Origin of the sequence: Mucilaginibacter limnophilus (genome assembly GCF_004005815.1) — a bacterium.
In the GTDB taxonomy this organism is placed as follows: Bacteria; Bacteroidota; Bacteroidia; order Sphingobacteriales; family Sphingobacteriaceae; genus Mucilaginibacter; species Mucilaginibacter limnophilus.
Window position 1 is genome coordinate 66,291 of the sequence record NZ_SACK01000009.1, and the last position, 19,659, is coordinate 85,949.

Here is a 19,659-nt window from a genome sequence, read left to right on the forward strand (position 1 = left end):
ATATGAACAGGCGCGATTCACTCAAAGCAATAGGTTTAGGTACCCTTTCAACAGGGTTGCTGCTTGAAGCATGTAAAGGCAAAGAAGAACGGAAAGAGGTAAAGGCTGCTGCACCTACTCAACCATCTGAGCCGGACCCCGGCCGGCAGACCTGGGAGGTTGAGCGTGACGAGCAACTGATGAACGGGCCGAAATTCTTCACCGCTGCTGAGATGGCGGCTATCACCATCCTGGCTGATATGATCATCCCTAAGGATGAAAAATCAGGTAGCGCCTCTGACGCGAAGGTGCCGGATTTTATTGATTTCATTGCCCGCGATATGCCCGATCACCAGGTACCGCTACGTGGCGGCCTGCGCTGGCTCGATTTGCAGTGCCTTAATCGTTATAACAACATATTTGCTGCCTGTACTGAAAAGCAGCGCATTGAAATGATTGACAGGATTGCCTATCCGCTAAAAGCAACGCCGGATATGAAACAGGGCGTAGCTTTTTTTAACCGCATGCGCGATCTTACCGCTACCGGTTTCTTTACCACAAAAATGGGCTTTGAAGATTTAGGCTACGTAGGTAACCAGCCTAACCAGTGGACAGGTGTACCTAAAGATGTGCTTAAGCAATACGGTATGGAAAACGTATAAAGCTTTGCCAAGTAAGCGCTGCTTAAGCGTTTACAGCATCATGTACCACTACCTTTTCTACAAGTGGACGTGCATACTTTTCAACAAACGCGTCGTGTATCGGATGGGCATGGTAAGCGTTAAGCGCTTCTACATCATCACATAGTACCAGCAAACCGGCATCGTATGTACGGTCAACCACATCGTCAAAGGTTTGGGCAGGTTTACCCACATGGTAATGACGAATAGATGGAATGTCAGCAAGCGTATGTAATCCGTCAATAAACAGGTCGAGGTCACCGCGATTTTTTAACCAAAACAATACGTGGTGCGAGAGGGTATTTTTCAATAGCATGGCAAAATTATACGTTATAATGCAAATTATGTATATTAATTGCATTATTTATACTAAACCATGAAATATCACCAACAAGTTATATTATTTCTTATACTTATCGTTACCTTATTAACCCAAAGCTGCAATGTTGGCACATCCGGCATATGGAAAAACGAGAGCATCAAACCAGATGTAAAACAACAGCTTGATAAAACTAATGCTGATCTTTTTAAAGCCCTTGCAAACGGAAATACGAAATTTTTTAAACAACTTTCATCCGATGCTCTAATGGAAAAAGATGGCGACAAGTTAGACACGATTGTAAACCAAGTAAGTGATATCTTCAAAGATGCAGGAAACTATGAAATAGTTGATGAATATTATGTAAAAAACTCCACTACAAATATCACCAACACTGTCCCATCCGGGTTGTCAGGGTATAACGATTATCTTATAAAATATCTTGCTTTAAACAAGGAAATGTACATAACTCTATTTTCGGTAAAAGGCGGTACCAATGATCTTTTGACAATAGCTATATACGGAAAATATGATGATGATTGGAAGCTTAATATCATTCATTTTGGAGCATTTAAAATTATGGGAAAAACCAGTCCTGATTTTTATAAGCTTGCACAAAGCGCATATAAAAAATCTTTTTTAATAGATGCGGTAAACTTTATATCATTAGCACAGATTTGTGCTCACCCGGGCGATGATTTCTTTCGATACCAAAAAGAAGCTGAAATGCAGGCTTTTCATCAAAAGTTAATGGCTGAAGTAAACGAAAAGTATAAATTTCCCCTAACATTAAACAATTTAAAAACGAAGCCAAAAGTTTTCCGCATTTATCCTGAAGTATTTAAAGAAGGTATTTTCCCTATGGTGCAATATCTTTCGACAATTAATCTCAAAGATACTACAGCGTTAAAGGCTGAAAACACACAAATCAGGAAAGAAATTTCAAGGGTGTTCCCTGGTATTGATAGTGATAAGAACTTTATAGCTTACCGAGCTTTTAACGAAATTCCTGACGGAAAAAAACTGGTGGAACACTATGGCTTTTTAGATAAGCTTAACTAAGGCGTTATCTAATATTCAAGTACTACATGTGGCTTATACGTATCAGTTTTTACACGTGCCTTTAGTTCGTGCAAGATATTGTACAGGCCAAAGTTGGTTCGGTTAACGTAGATAAAATGTTTTACCCCTCGTGCCTGTTTGAACTCAGGCATTTTCGATAATTTTTCACCAAAGCCGTACAGTTCGTCAAAGAAATCGGTTTGACCGAAATCAAACCTATCAGTAATGTATGGCTTTGCGAACAGGCTTATCATTTGTTTATAAATGTTGTAATAAAATTCTACCTGCTGCGGAGTATCATTGGAATGTATCATGTCAAGCAGGCGGAAAGCTTTGATAGTTTCTTCCTTATTGCTCAATAAGTCGGTAGAGGTAAGTGAGAAGAATGGTGTATAAAAGTCTTCAGGCATTTCTTTGATGCAGCCAAAGTCAATAATACCAAGTTTGCCATCTGGTGTTATCATGAAATTGCCGGGATGCGGATCAGCATGTACCGCACGCAGTTCGTGTTGCTGAAAATTGTAGAAATCCCACAATGCTTGTCCGATGGTATCACGCAATTGCTGCGACGGATTGGTTTGCAAAAACTCACGCAAATGCTTTCCTTCAAGCCAGTCCATAGTAATAATACGCTTGCCAGATAGTTCCGAATAATATGTCGGGAAAACAACATTATCGAGTATAGCACAGGCATTGGAAAATTCGATTGAACGCCGCACCTCCAGCTCATAATCGGTTTCTTCAAGCAGTCGTTCCTCTACTTCACGCATGTAAATATCCAGTTCCTTCTCGCTCATCCCCAACAGGCGGAATGCAAAGGGTTTCACTAATTTCAGGTCCGATGAAATGCTGTCGCCAACACCGGGATATTGAATTTTAACAGCCAGCTTCTTGCCGTTGAGTTCAGCTTGATGCACTTGTCCAATGGAGGCCGCGTTGGTCGACTTTAAATTAAACTTATCGTATATCTGCTCGGGTGTTTTGCCGAAAAGTTTTTTAAAAGTCTGCACAATTAGCGGTCCCGACAGCGGAGGGGCATTATATTGCGATTGTGAGAACTTATTTACATAGGCTTGAGGCAACAAGTTTTTATCCATGCTCAGCATTTGAGCAACTTTGAGCGCACTGCCTTTCAGTTCACTTAGCGACTTGTAAATATCGGAAGCGTTATCTTCATTCAACTCCGTTTTATCCAGCTCGGGGTTAAACAGTTTCTTGCTATAATGTTTTATATAATTACCTCCAATTTTAAAGCCGGTTTTTACGAACTTAGCCGAACGTTGTACTTTACTGGTGGGTATGCTGTTTTGTTCTTTAGGCGTATCACTCATGCTTAAAAGCCCATCTTCTCCTTAATTCCGCCATTTTGATAAAGAAATTTACCGTAGTCAATCAGGTTATCAATAGGCGAGCGCTCAAACAGATCGAAAGTTACGTTCAGGCCCTTTTCAATGGCTTCGTCAGTTTTTTCGAAACCAGCTGAATTATCCTGTATCCAGAAATTCAATACAAAGCCAAACTGAACCCAAAGCGCGTCTTTATATCTTTTTGCAAAATATTTCCTGTCAGACAGTTCGCCGCTTTCCAGACCTTGGTTTAGTATCTCACCCGCAAAGCCATCAAACACTGTTTTCAACTGATCAAGTACAACCGGACTACCCAAACCTTTAGGCTGTTTGCTTAAACTATAAACTGCAAAGCTCCGGCTGCTTTTAAGTAGCTCAAAAAAGGCATAAAAAAATGAAAGCGCTTTCTCACGGGCGGTGTATTGCGGCCATATTTCTTGCGTGCCAACCTCTAAAAGTGCTTTAGTAGCCAGATCGCCCCAAATGTGCTGCTCCAATGCGTTAAATGAGCCGTAAAAGCGATAGAATTCCTCTTCGCTCATTTCGTTTTGCTTGGCGAATATGTACACTGATTTTGGCTGAGCGCCTTCAGTTAATACATAATCAATATATGCTGTCTGGATACTTTCGGTAGTTACCATAAAAATGATTTGAAAAAATAAATATAACATCGCAAACGCAAACTTGTGTCATACTTATATTGAAATAAACGCCTGATGTCGTGTGATATTACCTGTTGGCTTATTAAGATTTTCAGCTTTAATTAAATAGTTGCTTAAAACCAACTATTTTAGGTCATCTTAACATTGTCCCATATTCTCATGCACAAAAACAAATATTTATTGATACTATTGGCAATATTAGCTATAGCGTTTGCCATCAGTTGTGCTAAAACAGGCCGGGATTTCGAAGTTTTTGTTGATGCCGGCGGCAAAATCATTAACGGGCAAAATATTTATAAGCCGCCTTTTGCACAAAACCTGCAGTATTATTATAGTCCGTTGTTTGCATTATTGTTATCTCCTCTTGCGGGATTGCCCATTGTACTATCTCAAGCATTTTGGGGTATTCTGTCATGCTTTCTGCTTTATCGTATCTGGATATTATCAACCGAATATTTTGATTTGCCGCAGCTATCTTCAAAACAGCGTGTTTGGTGGATCGCTGTAAGTTTAGTGCTTACAGCTCGCTTTATACGCTATGATATGACTGCTGTGCAAATGACCATTTTTTTGCTTTGGGCTACTTTGCAAAGCCTCAAATGGTTTTGGAACGATAAGCCTTTAGCCGGTGCCGCACTGCTGGCGTTTGCTATAAACATTAAGTTATTGCCGTTGCCCTTTGTATTTTACCTGTTATATCGCAAGAAAATTAAGGGTGCTATGCTTACCTGCCTGTGTTATGTGCTTTATCTATACTTGCCTGTGCTATATTTAGGCTGGGATAGCAATAATTTTTTATTGGCAGAGTGGTTCACGCTGATTAATCCTCTGCAAAAAAACTGGACTATTGAAGCAGAAAGCGGCCCAAGCAGTTTAGTGGCAATGATACCTGTTTATTTAACAGATACCGTAGGCGTATTACCTGTTAAAAGGAATTTTATAAACCTAAGTTATAATATAGTATTTATAATTGTTAATGCGGTAAGGCTGATATTTGTGATACTGACACTGGTCTTTCTACGCTCAAAACCTTTTACATCGACACATAGCAAATTGAGCCAATATTGGGAAATGAGTTATTTGTTTATAGCTATCCCCTTGTTATTCCCTCACCAGCAGCGATACGCATTTATTTACGCGGCGCCTGCTTTGATATACCTTGCATGGTATTTTGTATTTAATTGGCAAGCCATTAAGCAAAAAATGAATTTATTTACCTGGACAGGGTTATTTATAGTCGGCATAAATTTCACCCCCTTGATTGGGCGCGATATTGTTACCAGTTATGTGTACGAATTAATGCTGCATTTCCGTGTACTTACGTTTGCCGCTATCGCGTTAATTGTGGCTCTGTGGTTGTGCCGGCCTGAAAAAACACTTAATAAAGTACAAAGCCCGACTGTTTAGCCGGGCTTTGTTAATTTATAAGATGAAGTACCAATTTACACGCCTAACAGCAATCTTGCCGGATCTTCAAGCAATTGCTTAACGCGTACCAGGAAGCTTACCGATTCGCGGCCGTCGATAATGCGGTGATCATATGATAAAGCCACATACATCATTGGGCGGATAACTACCTGACCGTTCACCGCTACCGGACGCTCAACAATGTTGTGCATACCCAATATTGCCGATTGCGGCGAATTGATAATAGGAGTCGACATCATTGAGCCGAACACACCACCATTGGTGATAGTGAAGGTACCGCCGCTCATTTCTTCAATGCTTAGCTTGTTCTCACGAGCTTTACCGGCAAGGTTAATTACCTCTTTCTCAATTTCGGCAAGTGATAATTTATCAGCATTGCGAATAACCGGAACCACCAGTCCTTTTGGGGCCGATACAGCTATTGATATATCAGCGTAGTTGCTGTAAACAATTTCTTCACCTTCAATGCGGGCGCCTACTGCAGGCCAGTCTTTAAGGGCTTCAGTAACCGCTTTGGTGAAGAATGACATAAAACCAAGGCCAACGCCATGCTTTTCTTTGAATTTATCTTTGTACTTACCGCGAAGTTCCATAATTGGAGACATGTCAACCTCGTTAAAGGTGGTAAGCATAGCAGTTTCATTTTTAACAGAAACAAGACGCTTAGCAATGGTTTTACGCAGGTTAGACATCTTTTCGCGGCGCTCGCTTCTGTCGCCGGCCGGTAATGATGTAGTAGTGGCAGCAGCAGGGGCGGTTGCAGGTTTTGTAGCAGGGGCTGCAGGCTGAGCTGCGGGCTTCTCTGCTTTTAAAGCATCCTCTTTAGTAATACGGCCGGCAACACCGGTGCCGCTTACACCTTGCGGATCAACGCCTTTTTCAGATAATATTTTTGCTGCTGCAGGCGATGGTGTGCCTGAAGCATATGTTTTTTGACCAGTAGTTTCGGCAGGTGCAGATGGGGCTGGTTGTGCAGCAGGTGCGGCTTCAGCTTTCGGTGAAGAGGCAGCGCTACCACCAGATATGCTGGCTACTACAGTACCAATTGGCAAAGTATCACCTTCGTTAGCTAAAGTTTTTAAAGTACCGGCTCTTTCGGCAGTGAGTTCAAAAGTAGCCTTGTCTGATTCAAGTTCAGCAATGGCTTCATCCATCTCTACGGCTTCGCCATCTTTTTTAATCCATCTTGACAGGGTTACCTCGGTTATTGATTCGCCTACCGGCGGAACTTTTATTTCAAGTGCTTCGCCGCCGGCAGCAGGTGCAGTCGGTGCAGCAGTTTGAGCTGGAGCAGCGGGTGCCGACTCATCAGCTTTGGCAACTTCTTCAGGAGCAGGAGTGCTAACAGCTTGTGCAGATGAACCACCTTCTTCAATGCTGGCTACAACAGCGCCAATAGGCAATGTGTCACCTTCAGCAACAATAGTTTTTAAAGTCCCCGCTTGTTCGGCAGTAAGCTCAAAAGTAGCTTTATCTGATTCTAATTCGGCAATCACTTCATCCATGGCAACCTGGTCACCATCTTTTTTAACCCATCTTGACAGGGTTACTTCAGTTATTGATTCGCCTACCGGCGGAACTTTTATTTCTAAACTCATTGTAATTATATAGTTGTAGTAGTTGTAAAGGTTTTGTTGTCGGGCTGTTTTTATCAATCAGCGCCTGTTTCGGCCATTTTTTTGGTTGTTTTATCAATAGTGCCTTTTACATCCTTTTCGCCGGGAGTTTCGAAAGCTTTATTGATAATATACAACTGCTGAGCTGCGTGCTGTTTGGCATAACCTGTTGCGGTACTTGCACCTTCAATACGTGAAATGATGTTCAATTTAAATACCTTATCGTTATGGAACTTGCGGCAAATGTATGGCCAGCCACCCATGTTTTCAGGTTCTTCCTGTACCCAGATAAACTCTTTTGCTTTTGAGTACTTCTGTTTCAGCTTGAGTATATGATGAACAGGGGTTGGGTAAAGCTGTTCAATACGCACTATGGCAACATCGGTGCGTTTATCAACCTGTTGTTTTTCAAACAGCTCGTAATAAATCTTACCGGTACATAGCAGCACGCGTTTAACTTTTTTAGGATCGGCGTAAGTATCGTCGATCAGCTCGTGGAAACGGCCATTGGTAAATTCTTCAAGCGGCGACGAGCATTTGGGATTACGCAGCAAGCTTTTTGGTGTAAAAATAACCAGTGGCTTGCGGAAATTACGTTTCAGCTGTCTGCGCAAAATATGGAAGAAGTTTGCAGGTGTGGTACAATTAGCCACCTGGATATTGTTATCGGCGCAAAGCTCTAAAAAGCGCTCAACACGTGCTGATGAGTGCTCAGGACCCTGACCTTCGTAGCCGTGAGGCAACAACATAACCAGTCCATTACCACGTTGCCATTTGGTTTCGGCACTGGCAATATACTGGTCAACTATAATTTGGGCGCCGTTAACAAAGTCGCCAAACTGTGCTTCCCAAATGGTTAAGGCATTAGGGTTAGCTAAAGCATAGCCATATTCAAAGCCTAAAACCCCATATTCTGATAACAGAGAGTTATAGATAGAAAATTTAGCCTCGGTATCTAAAGTGTTAAGTGGTGTAAATTCGTCTTCAGATTCGGCAAGCGTTAGAACAGCATGCCTGTGTGAAAATGTACCTCGTTTAACATCCTCGCCGCTTAATCTTACCGGGTGGCCTTCTTTTAACAAGGTACCGTAAGCAAGCAACTCACCCATAGCCCAATCGAACACATGGGTTTCGTTTATCATTTTACTGCGTTCCTCAAAAAGCTTTTCAATCTTTTTAAAGAAGGTTTTGTCTTTCGGAAGGTCAGTTATTTTTTTACCTATCTCTATAAGGTCTGCCTCTTCAACAGAAGTATCTGTTGATACCAACAGTTCCCTGTCAGTTGGCAGGTGTAAACCTTGCCATGCTCCGGCAAACATCGGCATTTGGTCAGTAAATTTATCCTGGGCCTTAACCTCGTCAAGCTCTTTTTGCAGTTGATCACGGAACTCTTTTTCTACCTGTTTAGCAAAATCTTCAGTAACGCTGCCTTCTGCCATCAGCTTTTTCATGTACACTTCGCGCGGGTTAGGGTGCGCGTCAATTGCTTTGTACAATACCGGTTGAGTGAATTTTGGCTCGTCGGCCTCGTTATGGCCGTATCTGCGGTAGCAAAGTATGTCAATAAACACATCGTCATGAAATAACTGACGGTACTCCATTGCCATATTGATTACATAGGCTAACGCTTCAACATCATCACCGTTAACATGAAACACAGGTGATAATACTGTTTTAGCTACATCGGTACAGTAAGTACTTGAACGGGCATCCTTAAAGTTGGTGGTAAAACCAATCTGGTTATTGATAACCAAATGAATGGTGCCGCCTGTACGGTAACCGTCAAGCTTTTCCATCTGCAGCACTTCATACACAATGCCCTGTCCGGCAACCGAAGCGTCGCCATGTATGAGTATCGGCGCTATCTTGCTGAAATCGCCGTTGTATTTAAAGTCGATTTTTGAACGGGTGATGCCTTCTACCACAGGGTCAACCGCTTCAAGGTGCGATGGGTTAGGGCAAAGGCTTAAGTGCACCTTTTTGCCGTTAGCCGCGTCAACATCGGTTGAAAAACCAAGGTGATATTTTACGTCACCGCCATGTGGTGAGTCAAGATCATAGTTTTTACCTTCAAATTCAGAAAAGATCTCTTTGTAGGTTTTCTCCATGATGTTGGCCAGCACGTTTAAACGGCCACGGTGCGCCATGCCGATGATGAATTCTTCGATACCAATTTGCGCGCCCTTCTGAATAACTGAATCCAACGCAGGTATCATTGACTCGGCACCCTCAAGCGAGAAACGTTTTTGTCCCAGGAATTTTGTTCCAAGGAAATTTTCAAAAACTACTGCTTGAGTAAGCTTATTCAGCATCAGTTTTTTCTCATCAACATTGAAGGTTGGCTTGTTGCGCTGTTTTTCCATGCGCTGTTCAAACCATTTTATTTTGATGGGATTACGTATATAGCGATACTCGGCGCCTATAGGGCCGCAGTATGTATCTTCAAGTAACTGGTGTATATCGCGCAGCTTGGCAGGGCCGAGGCCTACTTCAACACCGGCGTTAAAAACGGTATCTAAATCGGCATCGCTAAGACCGAAGGTTTCCAGTTCTTTTCCCGGAAAGTACTTGCGGCGTTCGCGCACCGGGTTGGTTTTGGCAAACAGGTGTCCGCGGTGGCGGTACCCGTCAATCATGTTCAATACATTAATTTCCTTCAGGAAGTGCTCGGGCGTTTCAACGCTTACCGTACCGGCGCTTGAACCCCTGCCAAAATCAAACCCCTCAAAAAATTTCTGCCACCCAAAATCGACTGATTCAGGATCTTGTTTATATGCTTCGTATAAAGATTCGATGTATGCAGCGTTTCCGCTGTTTATATAATCCAGGTCGCTCATTGTAAATGCAATCAATAAAACTGTGCAAAAGTAAACATAAGGTATTACAAACGTTAAACTTTATTTGTAAATCAATACAATTACCGTGTTTTTAACGCAGGCATATACCGTTATAATACCTAACACAAAAAAACCAAACATAGTTTACAGCATAATGCTGCCCGAAAGAATTTTAAATACCTGTGACAGGCCGCATAAGAAAGCCGGATTAGTGCAATGATTTTTGCACCAAACCGCGCAGGTATGAGAACCCCTCGAAAAGGACGGCCAGAAGGCCAATGATAAGCGTATATTGCTCGAAAGAATTCATATACTATATATACGTTATAATTTAAAAAATGTTATAAATCTTTTTAATATCAGTGACTTAAAGCTGTTTCGCCGCTGGTTAGCCAGGTATCAATAAAAGGGCTGCGACTTTCAAGATCGGCTGCAGACTTGTTGATGAAACTGCGGTTTTCTTTTGGATCATTACCCACTCCTGCTACAAAGGCCCAATTACCCCATGTGCTTGCCGGCGAATAGTCGATCAGCTTTTCTTCAAAGTAGGTAGCTCCGCGTGTCCAGTCAACTTTAAGTTCACGCACCAGGTAACCTGCAACAATCTGCCTGCTATAATTGTCAATATAGCCTGTGGCATTTAACTGATGCATGGCAGCATCAACATAAGGAACACCGGTATTGCCTTGCTTCCAGTGCTCAAAAAGCTCGTCCTGGTTAGGGGCGGTTTCCGGCGCTTCAGCTTTAAAACCTTCCGGTTTAAAAAACTTTTGACCGTGCTTTTTAAACATAAACCTGAAGTAATCGCGCCACAACAACTCGGTAACTACCGGGCTATTATGATTATGCCCGTGTTTTAAAGCCTCCCAGTAAACACGTCTTAATGACAAACAACCTAATGCCAGCCATGGTGAAAGCTTTGACGAGTTTTCTGCCTGGGTTTGTAAGTTCCGCTGAGCCTTTCCGCTAACAGGTGTGTTGGCAAAGAACTTTTCAAGCGCTATCAAACCTGTGCTTTCGCCTCCGGTAAAGTGTAGTGTAGCCCTCCGGTCGTCAATAGGTTCGGCCAAACCAAGGTCTGTAAGTGTTGGTATTTCGCCTGCTTCGGTGATTTCAGGAGTATTGATATGTTCAGGGCTGCCGGTTTCCTGGCGAACGGCGCTGTCACGTTCAACCTTCTTTTTGAATAAAGCAAAACTGTCGGGAATGTCCTTTATGGGGAACGGAAGGTCTTCTTTGTGGTAAAGCGTATGACCTATAAAGTGTTTAAGGTTAAGCTTGATTTTCCATAAAGCCGCTTCAACCTGTTCAGATATACCGGTTTCCTCAAAAGCAACTTCACGGTGGTGATATACCTCATTAACCTGGTATTGCTGGGCAAGCTGCGGAATTATTTCAGCCGGATCGCCGACCCGAACAATCAACTCGCTTCTCAACGCACGCAGATTATTGCGCAGGTCAGTTACTGATTCAAGTAAAAAACGTGCCCTGAAATTTCCGGTTTTTGCACCGCCGCAATCTTTGTTTTTAAAATAAAAAGGATCGAAACAATATACCGGTAATACCTTATCAGCCTTACGTGTAGCTTCTAACAAAATCTCGTTATCATGAATACGCAGGTCGTTACGGAACCAAACCAGAATAGTCCTCTCACTCATTATTAAATAGAAATAACTTACGGCAGTATACAAAAATGCAAATTATTTATCTGCATTGTATAAATGTCGCCAATATTTGACATCGCAATAACACAACCTACCGCAGCAGTGCACGACGTTGCGCCATTATATAGCCGGTATGCAATCCATCGTGAAACGGGAGAAATTTTATCGCTTCATCAATATTATTTATATCGACACCGTAGCGGGTTGTCCATGGTATATAACCACCGAAAATACCTGCATGATAATCTTCTTCCAGTTTGTCGAGGGTAAAAAAGGCAAGTTGTTTTATGGTGTCTAACTCGGCGGCATCAACAAATTTTTCAGGCTTTGTTTCAGGTTTGTAAGCCATGTATAAATCTTCATCAATAACCGTTTTCAATCCGGCACGTATGTAGCATACACCTTGTTGGGCGGCTATCATGTGAGCAAAGTTCCAGATGATATTATTGTTAAAGCCGGTTGGTATCTGGTTTAATTGTTCAATAGTAAGGCCTTCAATAAGTTTAACAAGATATGTGCGGGGTTTGTAAAGTATTTCAATAGCTTTTAACATAATGGGGGAGTTAACGCTGTAAATATGCTTTTTCTTACCGTAAATGAAAAGCCGAGCAGCATTAACATAATTGAAATGGTAATTTCATGACGAAGCCATATTAAATTTTAACCTTTGCGGTAGATGGTTGATAATACTATAAACATTCCGGCCAGGGGCGAACGCTATATCAAATGGTTTTTATTTCTTTGGACGGCTTTAAATATTTTGCAAGCTTGCACTCTTGAGCTGCATGCCGACGAAGCTTATTACTGGATGTATTCAAGGCTGCTCGACTGGGGGTATTTTGATCATCCGCCGATGGTAGCATTGTTCATCAGGCCGGGTGATATAATTATACATAATCAGCTGGGCTTACGTCTTATAAATATCCTGTCGAGCACTGCTACGCTATATCTGCTGTGGCTTATCGCTAAAAAATATAAGGCTAACGCACTATGGTTTATACTGATAGCCGGAGGTATGTTCACCTTGCATATTTATGGTTTTATTACCACGCCTGACGGCCCGCTGCTGTTTTTTACCGCGCTTTTTTTTTATGCTTATCAAAAGTATCTTGATGATAACAAATGGTGGCAGGCTGTTTTATTAGGGATAATAGTTGCGTGCCTGCTTTACAGTAAATATCATGCTGTATTGCTTATTGGTTTTACAGTGCTGGCGAATTTTAAACTGCTTACGCGATGGACATTCTGGCTAATTGTACTGGTGTCAATAGGCTTATACATCCCGCACATTTTATGGCAGGTTGAAAATAATTATCCATCGGTGGCATACCATCTCGCCGATCGTTCAGAAAAAACATACCGGCCCGATTATACGCTGGCTTATATTGCCTCACAAACGCTTATGGCTGGTGTACTCACCGGCTGGTTGCTTTTTTACCGCGGCTTTAATTTTAATTTCTTTAAGAAAGATGCCTTTGCTCGCTGCCTGCAGGTAAATTTTATAGGCATTATGCTGTTCTTTCTGATCAGCTCAATTCGCGGCGAAGTACAGCCTCAGTGGACTATCATCGCATTTGCTGCCCTGCTGATACTTATGCTGATTTATTTTGCCGAAAAGGGCTATCCGCCGAAATGGTTTAAAAAACTGGCTATAGCCAACATCATCATAATAGTAGCGATAAGGCTGTTGCTGGTTGCAGCGCCGCCTTTCGTACAAAAGATGGAAGCAGTACGCCGCTTTTTTGGCTATCGCGAAGAAGTGCTTGCTATGCATAAGAAGGCAGGTGACAATTGGGTTATGATGGATGAAGGCTTCCAGATGCCCTCACGTTATAATTTTTATAACAACACACTTAAAGCCTTCTCGTACGACTCGCGTTATTACCGGCTTACCCAATTCGAAATTTGGCCGCTTGAAGATAGCATCCAAAATAAAAAGGTACATTATATATCTACCTTGCACTTGCCGTTTTTAAAGGATAGTATTGTTACAGGTAATCACACCTGGTATACTTGTTGGATAGACAGTGTACGTACGTATCAAAAAATCAGCATTGATCCGGGTGTTAAAACGATTGCTATCCCGTCAGGAAAAACAAAGGAAATCACGCTGAAGATCACTAACCCCTATTCTTACCCGGTAAGTTTCAGTAATGAAAAGCAAAAGCACAAAGTGTTTTTAGAAGCCTGCTTTTTCAAGCTAAAGAATGAACAAGCAGTGCAGTCGGCAGACACAGGCTTTAACAATATTATCTTACAGCCAGGCCAAAACATCCATTATAAATTTAAGATAACCGCACCAAAGCAAAAAGGAAGATACGACTTGTTGTTTTCAATACGTACCGAGCCATTCAGCGGGAGCCGTAACAGTGGCATTATTACTTTTACGTCGGAATAAATACCTTTGCGCATGTTTAAAAAGGTTTACCTGCTGCTAATTGTCTGCACCCTGCTTAGTAGCGCCGCGCTTGCCCAAAGCCTCGATATTAATTTTAACGCCTTAGGATTTTTAGATAACCGGGAGTACAAAGCGTTCATTCCGCGTTCGCGCACTTACTCGGGCACACGTTTGGCGCTTGATCTGGGACTGAATCTGGACAGTGTAAACCGCTTTATTGTTGGCGTTAACGGCATACATGAGTTTGGGGCCAAGCCATACTTTTTAAAGGTTGATCCGGTTGCTTATTATAATTACCAAAGCGGTAACTGGCTGTTTAATGCCGGTATGTTCCCGCGCGAGGGGTTGCTGACTAACTACCCTCGTGCGTTGCTGAACGATACACTGCGTTATTACCGCCCCAATGTTGAGGGATTATTAACCCGCTTTACCAATGAGCATTTCACCGAGACAGTATGGCTTGATTGGGTGAGTCGACAAACACGTACCGACCGTGAGCAGTTTCTTTTCGGCTTCGCCGGAAGATATAAGCCGGCTACTGATGGCATGTTCTATATATCGCATTACTTTATGATGCTGCATGATGCCGGTGCCGAGGTTGCCGATCCTAACCACCCGCTGCAGGATAACGGCGCCGGGCAGGTAGGTTTAGGGTTTGATCTTACCAAAAAAACATCCCTGGACTCTTTGAGCATTGAAGCAGGCGGCATGTTCTCATTTGAGCGTGAGAACCGAGACAACGGCTTTAAAACACCTACAGGATTTGTAGCCAGCGCTTATTTAAGTTATAAACGCTTTGCTTTGTACGATGAGTTTTACGCAGGGCAGGGGCACCATATTATCTATGGTGATTCGTACTACCTGAAAAAAATGTATAACCGCCTTGATATTATTTTTACCCCTTTTCTGTTTAAGAATATTAAGGGGCAGTTTATTTTCAGTTTCCACCAGTCGCCGGCCAAATGGAATGACAACCAACAGGCTTTCCGCGTAGTAATGGATCTTGGAAGAAACACCCTTGTAAAGTTTAAGAACTAACATCTATATAATGAGAAAAACAGTACTACTTATGGCCATAGTGTGCCTTTTAAGCACCCGTTTATTCGCGCAATCGTCACAATCCACCGTTTGGGGCGCATGGTTTCACACCCAGCGACTCTCGGACAAATGGGGTGTGGCTTTCGACGGGCAGTTCCGCTCGGCTGACGATGTGAAATACCTGCGCAATATTCTGTTACGCCCATCGGTAGCTTATTATTTTGATAATAACCATGTAGCCAGCCTAGGCTACGCTTATATTGGTACCAATGGTCGTTCACCCCTTGATGAAAAGACCTTCCGTCCCGAAAGCCGTATCTGGGAGCAGTTTGTAATATCACACAAAGTGGGAAGGAATATATCGCTTTCACACCGTTTCAGATTGGAGCAACGCTTTTTAGGCAATACTTCAACCGGTGATGCAGAAAGCAACGACAACCTTTTCTCCCAGCGCTTCCGATATTTTGTAAGGGGGATTGTTCCGTTTAAAAAGGATTCGGTATTTAGTAAAGGTATTTACCTTGCCGCCCAAAACGAGCTGTTTTTAAACCTTCAAAACAAAAGCAAGTTAAACGACAGTTTTTACGATCAGAACCGCGCCTTTATAGCTATTGGTTATCGCTTCAGCAAAAAGTTTGATATTGAAGCAGGATATTTAAACCACTATAGTAAATCGCCTAACAGTATTTACATCACTAACCATGTAGCCCAGTTAGTAGTTTATACAAGGTTTTAAAACGCCACCTAACTGAAACACAAAAGGCGATGAATTCTTCATCGCCTTTTGCTTTTATAAGGAAAATCTTAAAACTTCGAGATATCGCCGCTGCCACTGGTTGAGCTTGAGATATTGGTAGCGCCGCCGGTGTAGTATACGTCGCCTGAACCTGCAATTGCGGCGTTAACTTTTTGGCTGGCATTAACACGTGCATCTCCTGAACCTACTACGTTTACGGTGGTGTTGGTAGTAATCAGGTTGGTGCCTGTAAAATCACCTGAGCCGGCAACCTTAACCACCGAATTTTGCGCACGACCGGTTACTTTGATATCGCCTGAACCAACAATGCTGGTTTCAAGATTGGTAACGTCAACTTTACCGCTAACATCACCTGACCCGCTTAGCTTTAAAGCTAATGAAGTGCCTTTTATGCCGCCGTCAAACTTTACATCACCTGATCCTGCAAGCGCAATGCTGTTAAGGCTTTTAGCACTTACATGAACTACAACATGGTCGTCGCCATCCCAGTTCCAATCGCCTTTCTGAGTATAGATTTTCAGTACGCCACCTTTAACTTCTGTAACAATCCGTTTTAAAACATTCGCCGGCGCGTCAACTTTTACTGATTCGGTTGATGATTGCATGATTATAACATCAAATGAACCTGCTACTTCAACAGCGTTGAAGCCTGATAGGTGACGGTCTTCGGTATTGTAAGCCGGTTTAACTATGGCTACAGCAGTATTTGCAACGGCTGTAACAGCACTGCCTATAGTTAAAACTACGGCGAGCATAAGTTTGGTTAGTGATTTCATTGTGGAATAGTTAATGTTTAGTAATTAGACGCAACAGTTTATCAAAACGTTGCACGAAAACTTAACTAATATATCATTACTCTTTTAAAACACCTATGTAAAAGTTAAAAGTATCAACCTCAATATTGTCTTTTGTAGCGCCGTCAATATTTACAGCAGAAAGTTTACGTGTAGGTTTGATCACTTTATATTCGCCATCTTTTACTTTTACCCTTACCGGCATATTAAATTTTTGCTCCTCGGCTATCCAGCGGCAATATAATTTTCCGCGAAACTCGGCAAGCTCAAGTATAGGCAGTGCGCCATGTTTCAGGTATTGATCAAATACGGGAGTTAAATCCATACCGGCCTGTTCATTAATGTATTTGATCACTTCATCGCTGGTAGTGGTTTTTTTACCAAAGGTTTTGTTTAACCCACGCAATATGCCGCGCCATTTCTCATCATCATTAATAATGGTACGTATCATGCCCAGCAGGTTTGCACCTTTAGGGTACATGTCACCTGAGCCTTCTTTGTTTACGTTGTATGGCCCGATGATAGGGCCATCATTGCTGATACCTGTCCTTAAGCCATGAATGTATTCTAAACCGGCTTGTTTACCCCAGCGGCTTTCAGTAAATAACGCTTCCGAATAGTTGGTGAAACCTTCGTGTACCCACATGTCGGCAATGTCTTTAGTGGTGATATTGTTACCAAACCACTCGTGGCCGCTTTCGTGCACAATAATATAATCCCATTGCAAGCCTGTACCTGTACCTGCCATGTCCATGCCTAAGTAACCTTTTTTGTATTTGTTACCATAGGCAACGGCGCTTTGATGTTCCATGCCCAAGTGCGGTGTTTCAACCAACTTATAGCCATCTCGGTAAAAAGGGTATGGCCCAAACCAGTATTCAAAAGCTTTCAGCATCGGTTTTACATCTTCGCCGAAGTGCTTTTTAGCTTTCTCAACATTGTAGCTAAGTACCCAGTAATCAAGCGTAAGTTTGCCGTCTTCGCCATCGTAGCTATCACCGATGTGGTCATAGTTTGCAATGTTGGCTGCTACGTCGTAGTTATTGATAGGATAGCTAACAAACCAATCGAATTTGGTGTAGCCATCTTTAAGCTCGGTGGTTTTACGCAGTCGGCCGTTTGAAATGTCTTTCAAACCTTTTGGTACGCTGATGCTGATCAGCATACTGTCAACTTCATCGGCCTGGTGGTCTTTGGTTGGCCACCAGATGCTGGCGCCGGCGCCCTGGCAGGCTGTAGCCACCCACGGGCGCTTAAGTGAATCGGTAGTGTACACTACACCGCCATCCCAGGGGGCATGTTTGGCAATGGTTGGGTTGCCTGAGTAGAAAACTGTAAACTCATCTTTAGCACCGCTTTTTACAGCTTTAGGGAAAGTAACGAATACCGCATTAAACTCGCGTGTAAATGGAAGTTCTTTGCCTTTGTACACTACCTTCTCAATTTTCAGGTTTTCGTAAAGGTCAAACTGAAGTTTGGTAAAATCCTGCGTAGCAGTAAATTTAAACAGTACGTTTCCGCTTATAAACTTTTGGTCGATGTCAAACTTAACATCAAGGTGGTAGTAATTAATATCGTAGCAGGTACGCAGTGGCGTTAGCGCTCCGCGTAAAGTATCGGCGCGGGTATAAGCTTCTTTTTTTTGTAATAATTGTGCTTTTGATAACAGGGGAAAGGAAACAATAAGCAGCAATAGTTTTGCAAGGGTTTTCATGTTTTGTTATTGAGTCAGTTAATCGTACCAAAGTAGCAATAATCCTGAACTTTACAGTTGACCATAAAGTTAAAAGGTGATTTTCGCTTATTTTCTTTAGGTAGGATTTAATATAAAAAAGCCGGTAATTTCACCGGCTTTTTTATATTATCGTGCTGCAATTACCGAATATGGTATCCGTACGCCACGCAGGCGGTAGCGGTCGGGATCAGAACGGAAGTTCACATGATCGGGCAAGCAACCGGGGTACCCGTTAATGGCGTATGTAAGCAGCACCTCGTTTTTTTCGTTAATATACTCAGGATGTAATACCGGCGCGTAAAAGAAAGGGTAGTGATTTTCTACGGTATCGGTAATGGTATAAATAGCTCTGTTTGGCGTATATGGGCCTCTCGGGCTGCCCGAAGTTGAAATATAGATGCGTTTACCCTGATCACATCCCACACTAAATTCGGTACTTACAATAACAAACTGGCTGCCAACCTGGGCTACATGGCATCCGCTCGACATGGCTTCGCCTACCCGTTTAATTTTGTTGATGTCTTTTGAGAAATCTTTGCCATCATAAAACTCCCAAACCGGGGGTTCAGTAGTGGCTTTAAATCGTGCAAGAAAAATGTCGTTGTAAATAAAGGTCATTTTATTGCCGAACACATACACATAATCGCTGTTGGGATCTTTTATGAACGACAGGCCAAAATTAATTCCTTTAAAGTCCGGTAGCTCCACATAAAACAGCACTTTCATGTCTGATAGCTGTATTTTGGCCCACAGGTCGCGCGGGGCGGCTTCAAAGCCAAATCCGGTGTTGGTTTGTTGCAGATAACCGCAATACACATACAGGTTACCTTTAACCTCAATGCCTGATCCCGGCCATATCCATTTTTTTGTATCGTCGGTATTTTTCAAATAGCTTTTAGGATTGTTACCGTTTCCGATAAGCGTTTGTGTGTTACGCCAGTTCCAGTCGCCCTTTGGTTGCAGCAAAGCCGCGTTACGCACCTGGAACAGGTAAGGTATGGTACCATCAGATGCGCGGTAATCATCAATATGGCTGTCGCCCATCAGCCACAACACTTTACCGTTTGACAATGGAATACTTGAGCCGCCGTCGCTGGCAATATGGCCGGTTTCGCGCCTGAAAAAGTTGGTAACCGTAGTGTCAAGGTAAGCGGCTGTAGCAGGTGTGGCGGCTGCCTTTAGTTTTGTTGCATTGGCTTTGGTTGATGGCGATGACTCTTTTTTACAGCCGGCAATAGCAACAATTGCAATAGCAGATAAATAAAGTAAGGGTCTTTTCATGTTTAAGTAATTGGTTATGTAAGCGTTATGTTTGCTTGTGTGTACAAATCTACATTAATAATT

General features: G+C 42.5%; 16 protein-coding genes. 6 read left to right on the top strand and 10 right to left on the bottom strand.

From position 1 onward, the window contains the following. The first annotated feature begins 2 nt into the window (after nt 1-2). Entirely contained in the window at nt 3-641 is a 639-nt protein-coding gene (locus EOD41_RS17560) for a gluconate 2-dehydrogenase subunit 3 family protein (protein ID WP_127707368.1), read from the top strand. A gap of 22 nt (nt 642-663) precedes the next feature. Here EOD41_RS17560 and EOD41_RS17565 read toward each other — a convergent pair whose 3' ends face one another. After that, on the bottom strand, nt 664-975 hold the full coding sequence (locus EOD41_RS17565; protein ID WP_164849975.1) for a Dabb family protein: 312 nt from the start codon (nt 973-975) through the stop codon (nt 664-666). Nucleotides 976-1,035: 60 nt separating this feature from the next. Here EOD41_RS17565 and EOD41_RS17570 point away from each other — a divergent pair, with 60 nt between their 5' ends. Continuing rightward, on the top strand, nt 1,036-2,040 hold the full coding sequence (locus EOD41_RS17570; RefSeq protein WP_127707372.1) for a hypothetical protein: 1,005 nt from the start codon (nt 1,036-1,038) through the stop codon (nt 2,038-2,040). 8 nt (nt 2,041-2,048) lie between these two features. Here the strand turns inward: EOD41_RS17570 and EOD41_RS17575 are convergent, their stop codons facing one another. Together EOD41_RS17575 and EOD41_RS17580 are read right to left on the bottom strand one after the other, a co-directional pair. Next, the gene (locus EOD41_RS17575; RefSeq protein ID WP_127707374.1) at nt 2,049-3,371 is read right to left on the bottom strand and encodes an ABC1 kinase family protein; all 1,323 of its coding nucleotides are present in this window, start codon (nt 3,369-3,371) and stop codon (nt 2,049-2,051) included. A gap of 2 nt (nt 3,372-3,373) precedes the next feature. Then, a complete protein-coding gene (locus EOD41_RS17580; RefSeq protein ID WP_127707376.1) occupies nt 3,374-4,027 on the bottom strand; it encodes a TetR family transcriptional regulator C-terminal domain-containing protein in 654 nt (217 codons plus the stop codon). Between the two features lie 180 nt (nt 4,028-4,207). Here EOD41_RS17580 and EOD41_RS17585 point away from each other — a divergent pair, with 180 nt between their 5' ends. Continuing rightward, entirely contained in the window at nt 4,208-5,455 is a 1,248-nt protein-coding gene (locus EOD41_RS17585) for a glycosyltransferase 87 family protein (protein WP_127707378.1), read from the top strand. Nucleotides 5,456-5,490: 35 nt separating this feature from the next. On the opposite strand, the gene odhB is transcribed toward EOD41_RS17585, so the two are convergent. The 4 genes from odhB to EOD41_RS17605 all read right to left on the bottom strand — a co-directional run bounded on the left by odhB (nt 5,491) and on the right by EOD41_RS17605 (nt 12,146). After that, nucleotides 5,491-7,074 carry a 2-oxoglutarate dehydrogenase complex dihydrolipoyllysine-residue succinyltransferase gene (odhB, locus tag EOD41_RS17590; RefSeq protein WP_127707380.1) on the bottom strand — a complete coding sequence of 528 codons (1,584 nt, stop codon included), beginning with the start codon at nt 7,072-7,074 and terminating at the stop codon, nt 5,491-5,493. 53 nt (nt 7,075-7,127) lie between these two features. Continuing rightward, nucleotides 7,128-9,929, bottom strand: coding sequence for a 2-oxoglutarate dehydrogenase E1 component (locus EOD41_RS17595; protein WP_127707382.1), 2,802 nt, complete (start codon nt 9,927-9,929; stop codon nt 7,128-7,130). Between the two features lie 359 nt (nt 9,930-10,288). Next, nucleotides 10,289-11,587: a DASH family cryptochrome gene (locus EOD41_RS17600; protein ID WP_127707384.1), complete on the bottom strand. Its 1,299-nt coding sequence runs from the start codon at nt 11,585-11,587 to the stop codon at nt 10,289-10,291. Between the two features lie 97 nt (nt 11,588-11,684). After that, nucleotides 11,685-12,146, bottom strand: coding sequence for a DinB family protein (locus EOD41_RS17605; protein ID WP_127707386.1), 462 nt, complete (start codon nt 12,144-12,146; stop codon nt 11,685-11,687). 123 nt (nt 12,147-12,269) lie between these two features. Here EOD41_RS17605 and EOD41_RS17610 point away from each other — a divergent pair, with 123 nt between their 5' ends. Genes EOD41_RS17610 through EOD41_RS17620 form a run of 3 tightly spaced genes read left to right on the top strand, consistent with a single transcriptional unit; the run spans nt 12,270 to nt 15,765 of the window. Beyond that, a complete protein-coding gene (locus EOD41_RS17610; protein ID WP_127707388.1) occupies nt 12,270-13,991 on the top strand; it encodes an ArnT family glycosyltransferase in 1,722 nt (573 codons plus the stop codon). A gap of 12 nt (nt 13,992-14,003) precedes the next feature. Next, entirely contained in the window at nt 14,004-15,029 is a 1,026-nt protein-coding gene (locus tag EOD41_RS17615) for a hypothetical protein (protein WP_127707390.1), read from the top strand. Between the two features lie 10 nt (nt 15,030-15,039). After that, nucleotides 15,040-15,765: a DUF2490 domain-containing protein gene (locus EOD41_RS17620; protein WP_127707392.1), complete on the top strand. Its 726-nt coding sequence runs from the start codon at nt 15,040-15,042 to the stop codon at nt 15,763-15,765. Nucleotides 15,766-15,833: 68 nt separating this feature from the next. On the opposite strand, the gene EOD41_RS17625 is transcribed toward EOD41_RS17620, so the two are convergent. From EOD41_RS17625 to EOD41_RS17635, 3 genes are all read right to left on the bottom strand, one after another. After that, a complete protein-coding gene (locus EOD41_RS17625; RefSeq protein ID WP_127707394.1) occupies nt 15,834-16,562 on the bottom strand; it encodes a head GIN domain-containing protein in 729 nt (242 codons plus the stop codon). Between the two features lie 76 nt (nt 16,563-16,638). Continuing rightward, nucleotides 16,639-18,294 carry a M1 family metallopeptidase gene (locus tag EOD41_RS17630; protein ID WP_127707395.1) on the bottom strand — a complete coding sequence of 552 codons (1,656 nt, stop codon included), beginning with the start codon at nt 18,292-18,294 and terminating at the stop codon, nt 16,639-16,641. A gap of 147 nt (nt 18,295-18,441) precedes the next feature. Beyond that, entirely contained in the window at nt 18,442-19,596 is a 1,155-nt protein-coding gene (locus EOD41_RS17635; RefSeq protein ID WP_127707397.1) for a hypothetical protein, read from the bottom strand. Nucleotides 19,597-19,659: the final 63 nt, after the last annotated feature.

Coding starts and splice junctions, on each gene's coding strand:
- EOD41_RS17625 (WP_127707394.1), bottom strand. CDS start 16,562: ATGAAATCACTAACCAAACTTATGCTCGCCGTAGTTTTAACTATAGGC.
- odhB (WP_127707380.1), bottom strand. CDS start 7,074: ATGAGTTTAGAAATAAAAGTTCCGCCGGTAGGCGAATCAATAACTGAA.
- EOD41_RS17610 (WP_127707388.1), top strand. CDS start 12,270: ATGGTTGATAATACTATAAACATTCCGGCCAGGGGCGAACGCTATATC.
- EOD41_RS17575 (WP_127707374.1), bottom strand. CDS start 3,371: ATGAGTGATACGCCTAAAGAACAAAACAGCATACCCACCAGTAAAGTA.
- EOD41_RS17635 (WP_127707397.1), bottom strand. CDS start 19,596: ATGAAAAGACCCTTACTTTATTTATCTGCTATTGCAATTGTTGCTATT.
- EOD41_RS17570 (WP_127707372.1), top strand. CDS start 1,036: ATGAAATATCACCAACAAGTTATATTATTTCTTATACTTATCGTTACC.
- EOD41_RS17630 (WP_127707395.1), bottom strand. CDS start 18,294: ATGAAAACCCTTGCAAAACTATTGCTGCTTATTGTTTCCTTTCCCCTG.
- EOD41_RS17620 (WP_127707392.1), top strand. CDS start 15,040: ATGAGAAAAACAGTACTACTTATGGCCATAGTGTGCCTTTTAAGCACC.
- EOD41_RS17585 (WP_127707378.1), top strand. CDS start 4,208: ATGCACAAAAACAAATATTTATTGATACTATTGGCAATATTAGCTATA.
- EOD41_RS17605 (WP_127707386.1), bottom strand. CDS start 12,146: ATGTTAAAAGCTATTGAAATACTTTACAAACCCCGCACATATCTTGTT.
- EOD41_RS17595 (WP_127707382.1), bottom strand. CDS start 9,929: ATGAGCGACCTGGATTATATAAACAGCGGAAACGCTGCATACATCGAA.
- EOD41_RS17560 (WP_127707368.1), top strand. CDS start 3: ATGAACAGGCGCGATTCACTCAAAGCAATAGGTTTAGGTACCCTTTCA.
- EOD41_RS17600 (WP_127707384.1), bottom strand. CDS start 11,587: ATGAGTGAGAGGACTATTCTGGTTTGGTTCCGTAACGACCTGCGTATT.
- EOD41_RS17615 (WP_127707390.1), top strand. CDS start 14,004: ATGTTTAAAAAGGTTTACCTGCTGCTAATTGTCTGCACCCTGCTTAGT.
- EOD41_RS17565 (WP_164849975.1), bottom strand. CDS start 975: ATGCTATTGAAAAATACCCTCTCGCACCACGTATTGTTTTGGTTAAAA.
- EOD41_RS17580 (WP_127707376.1), bottom strand. CDS start 4,027: ATGGTAACTACCGAAAGTATCCAGACAGCATATATTGATTATGTATTA.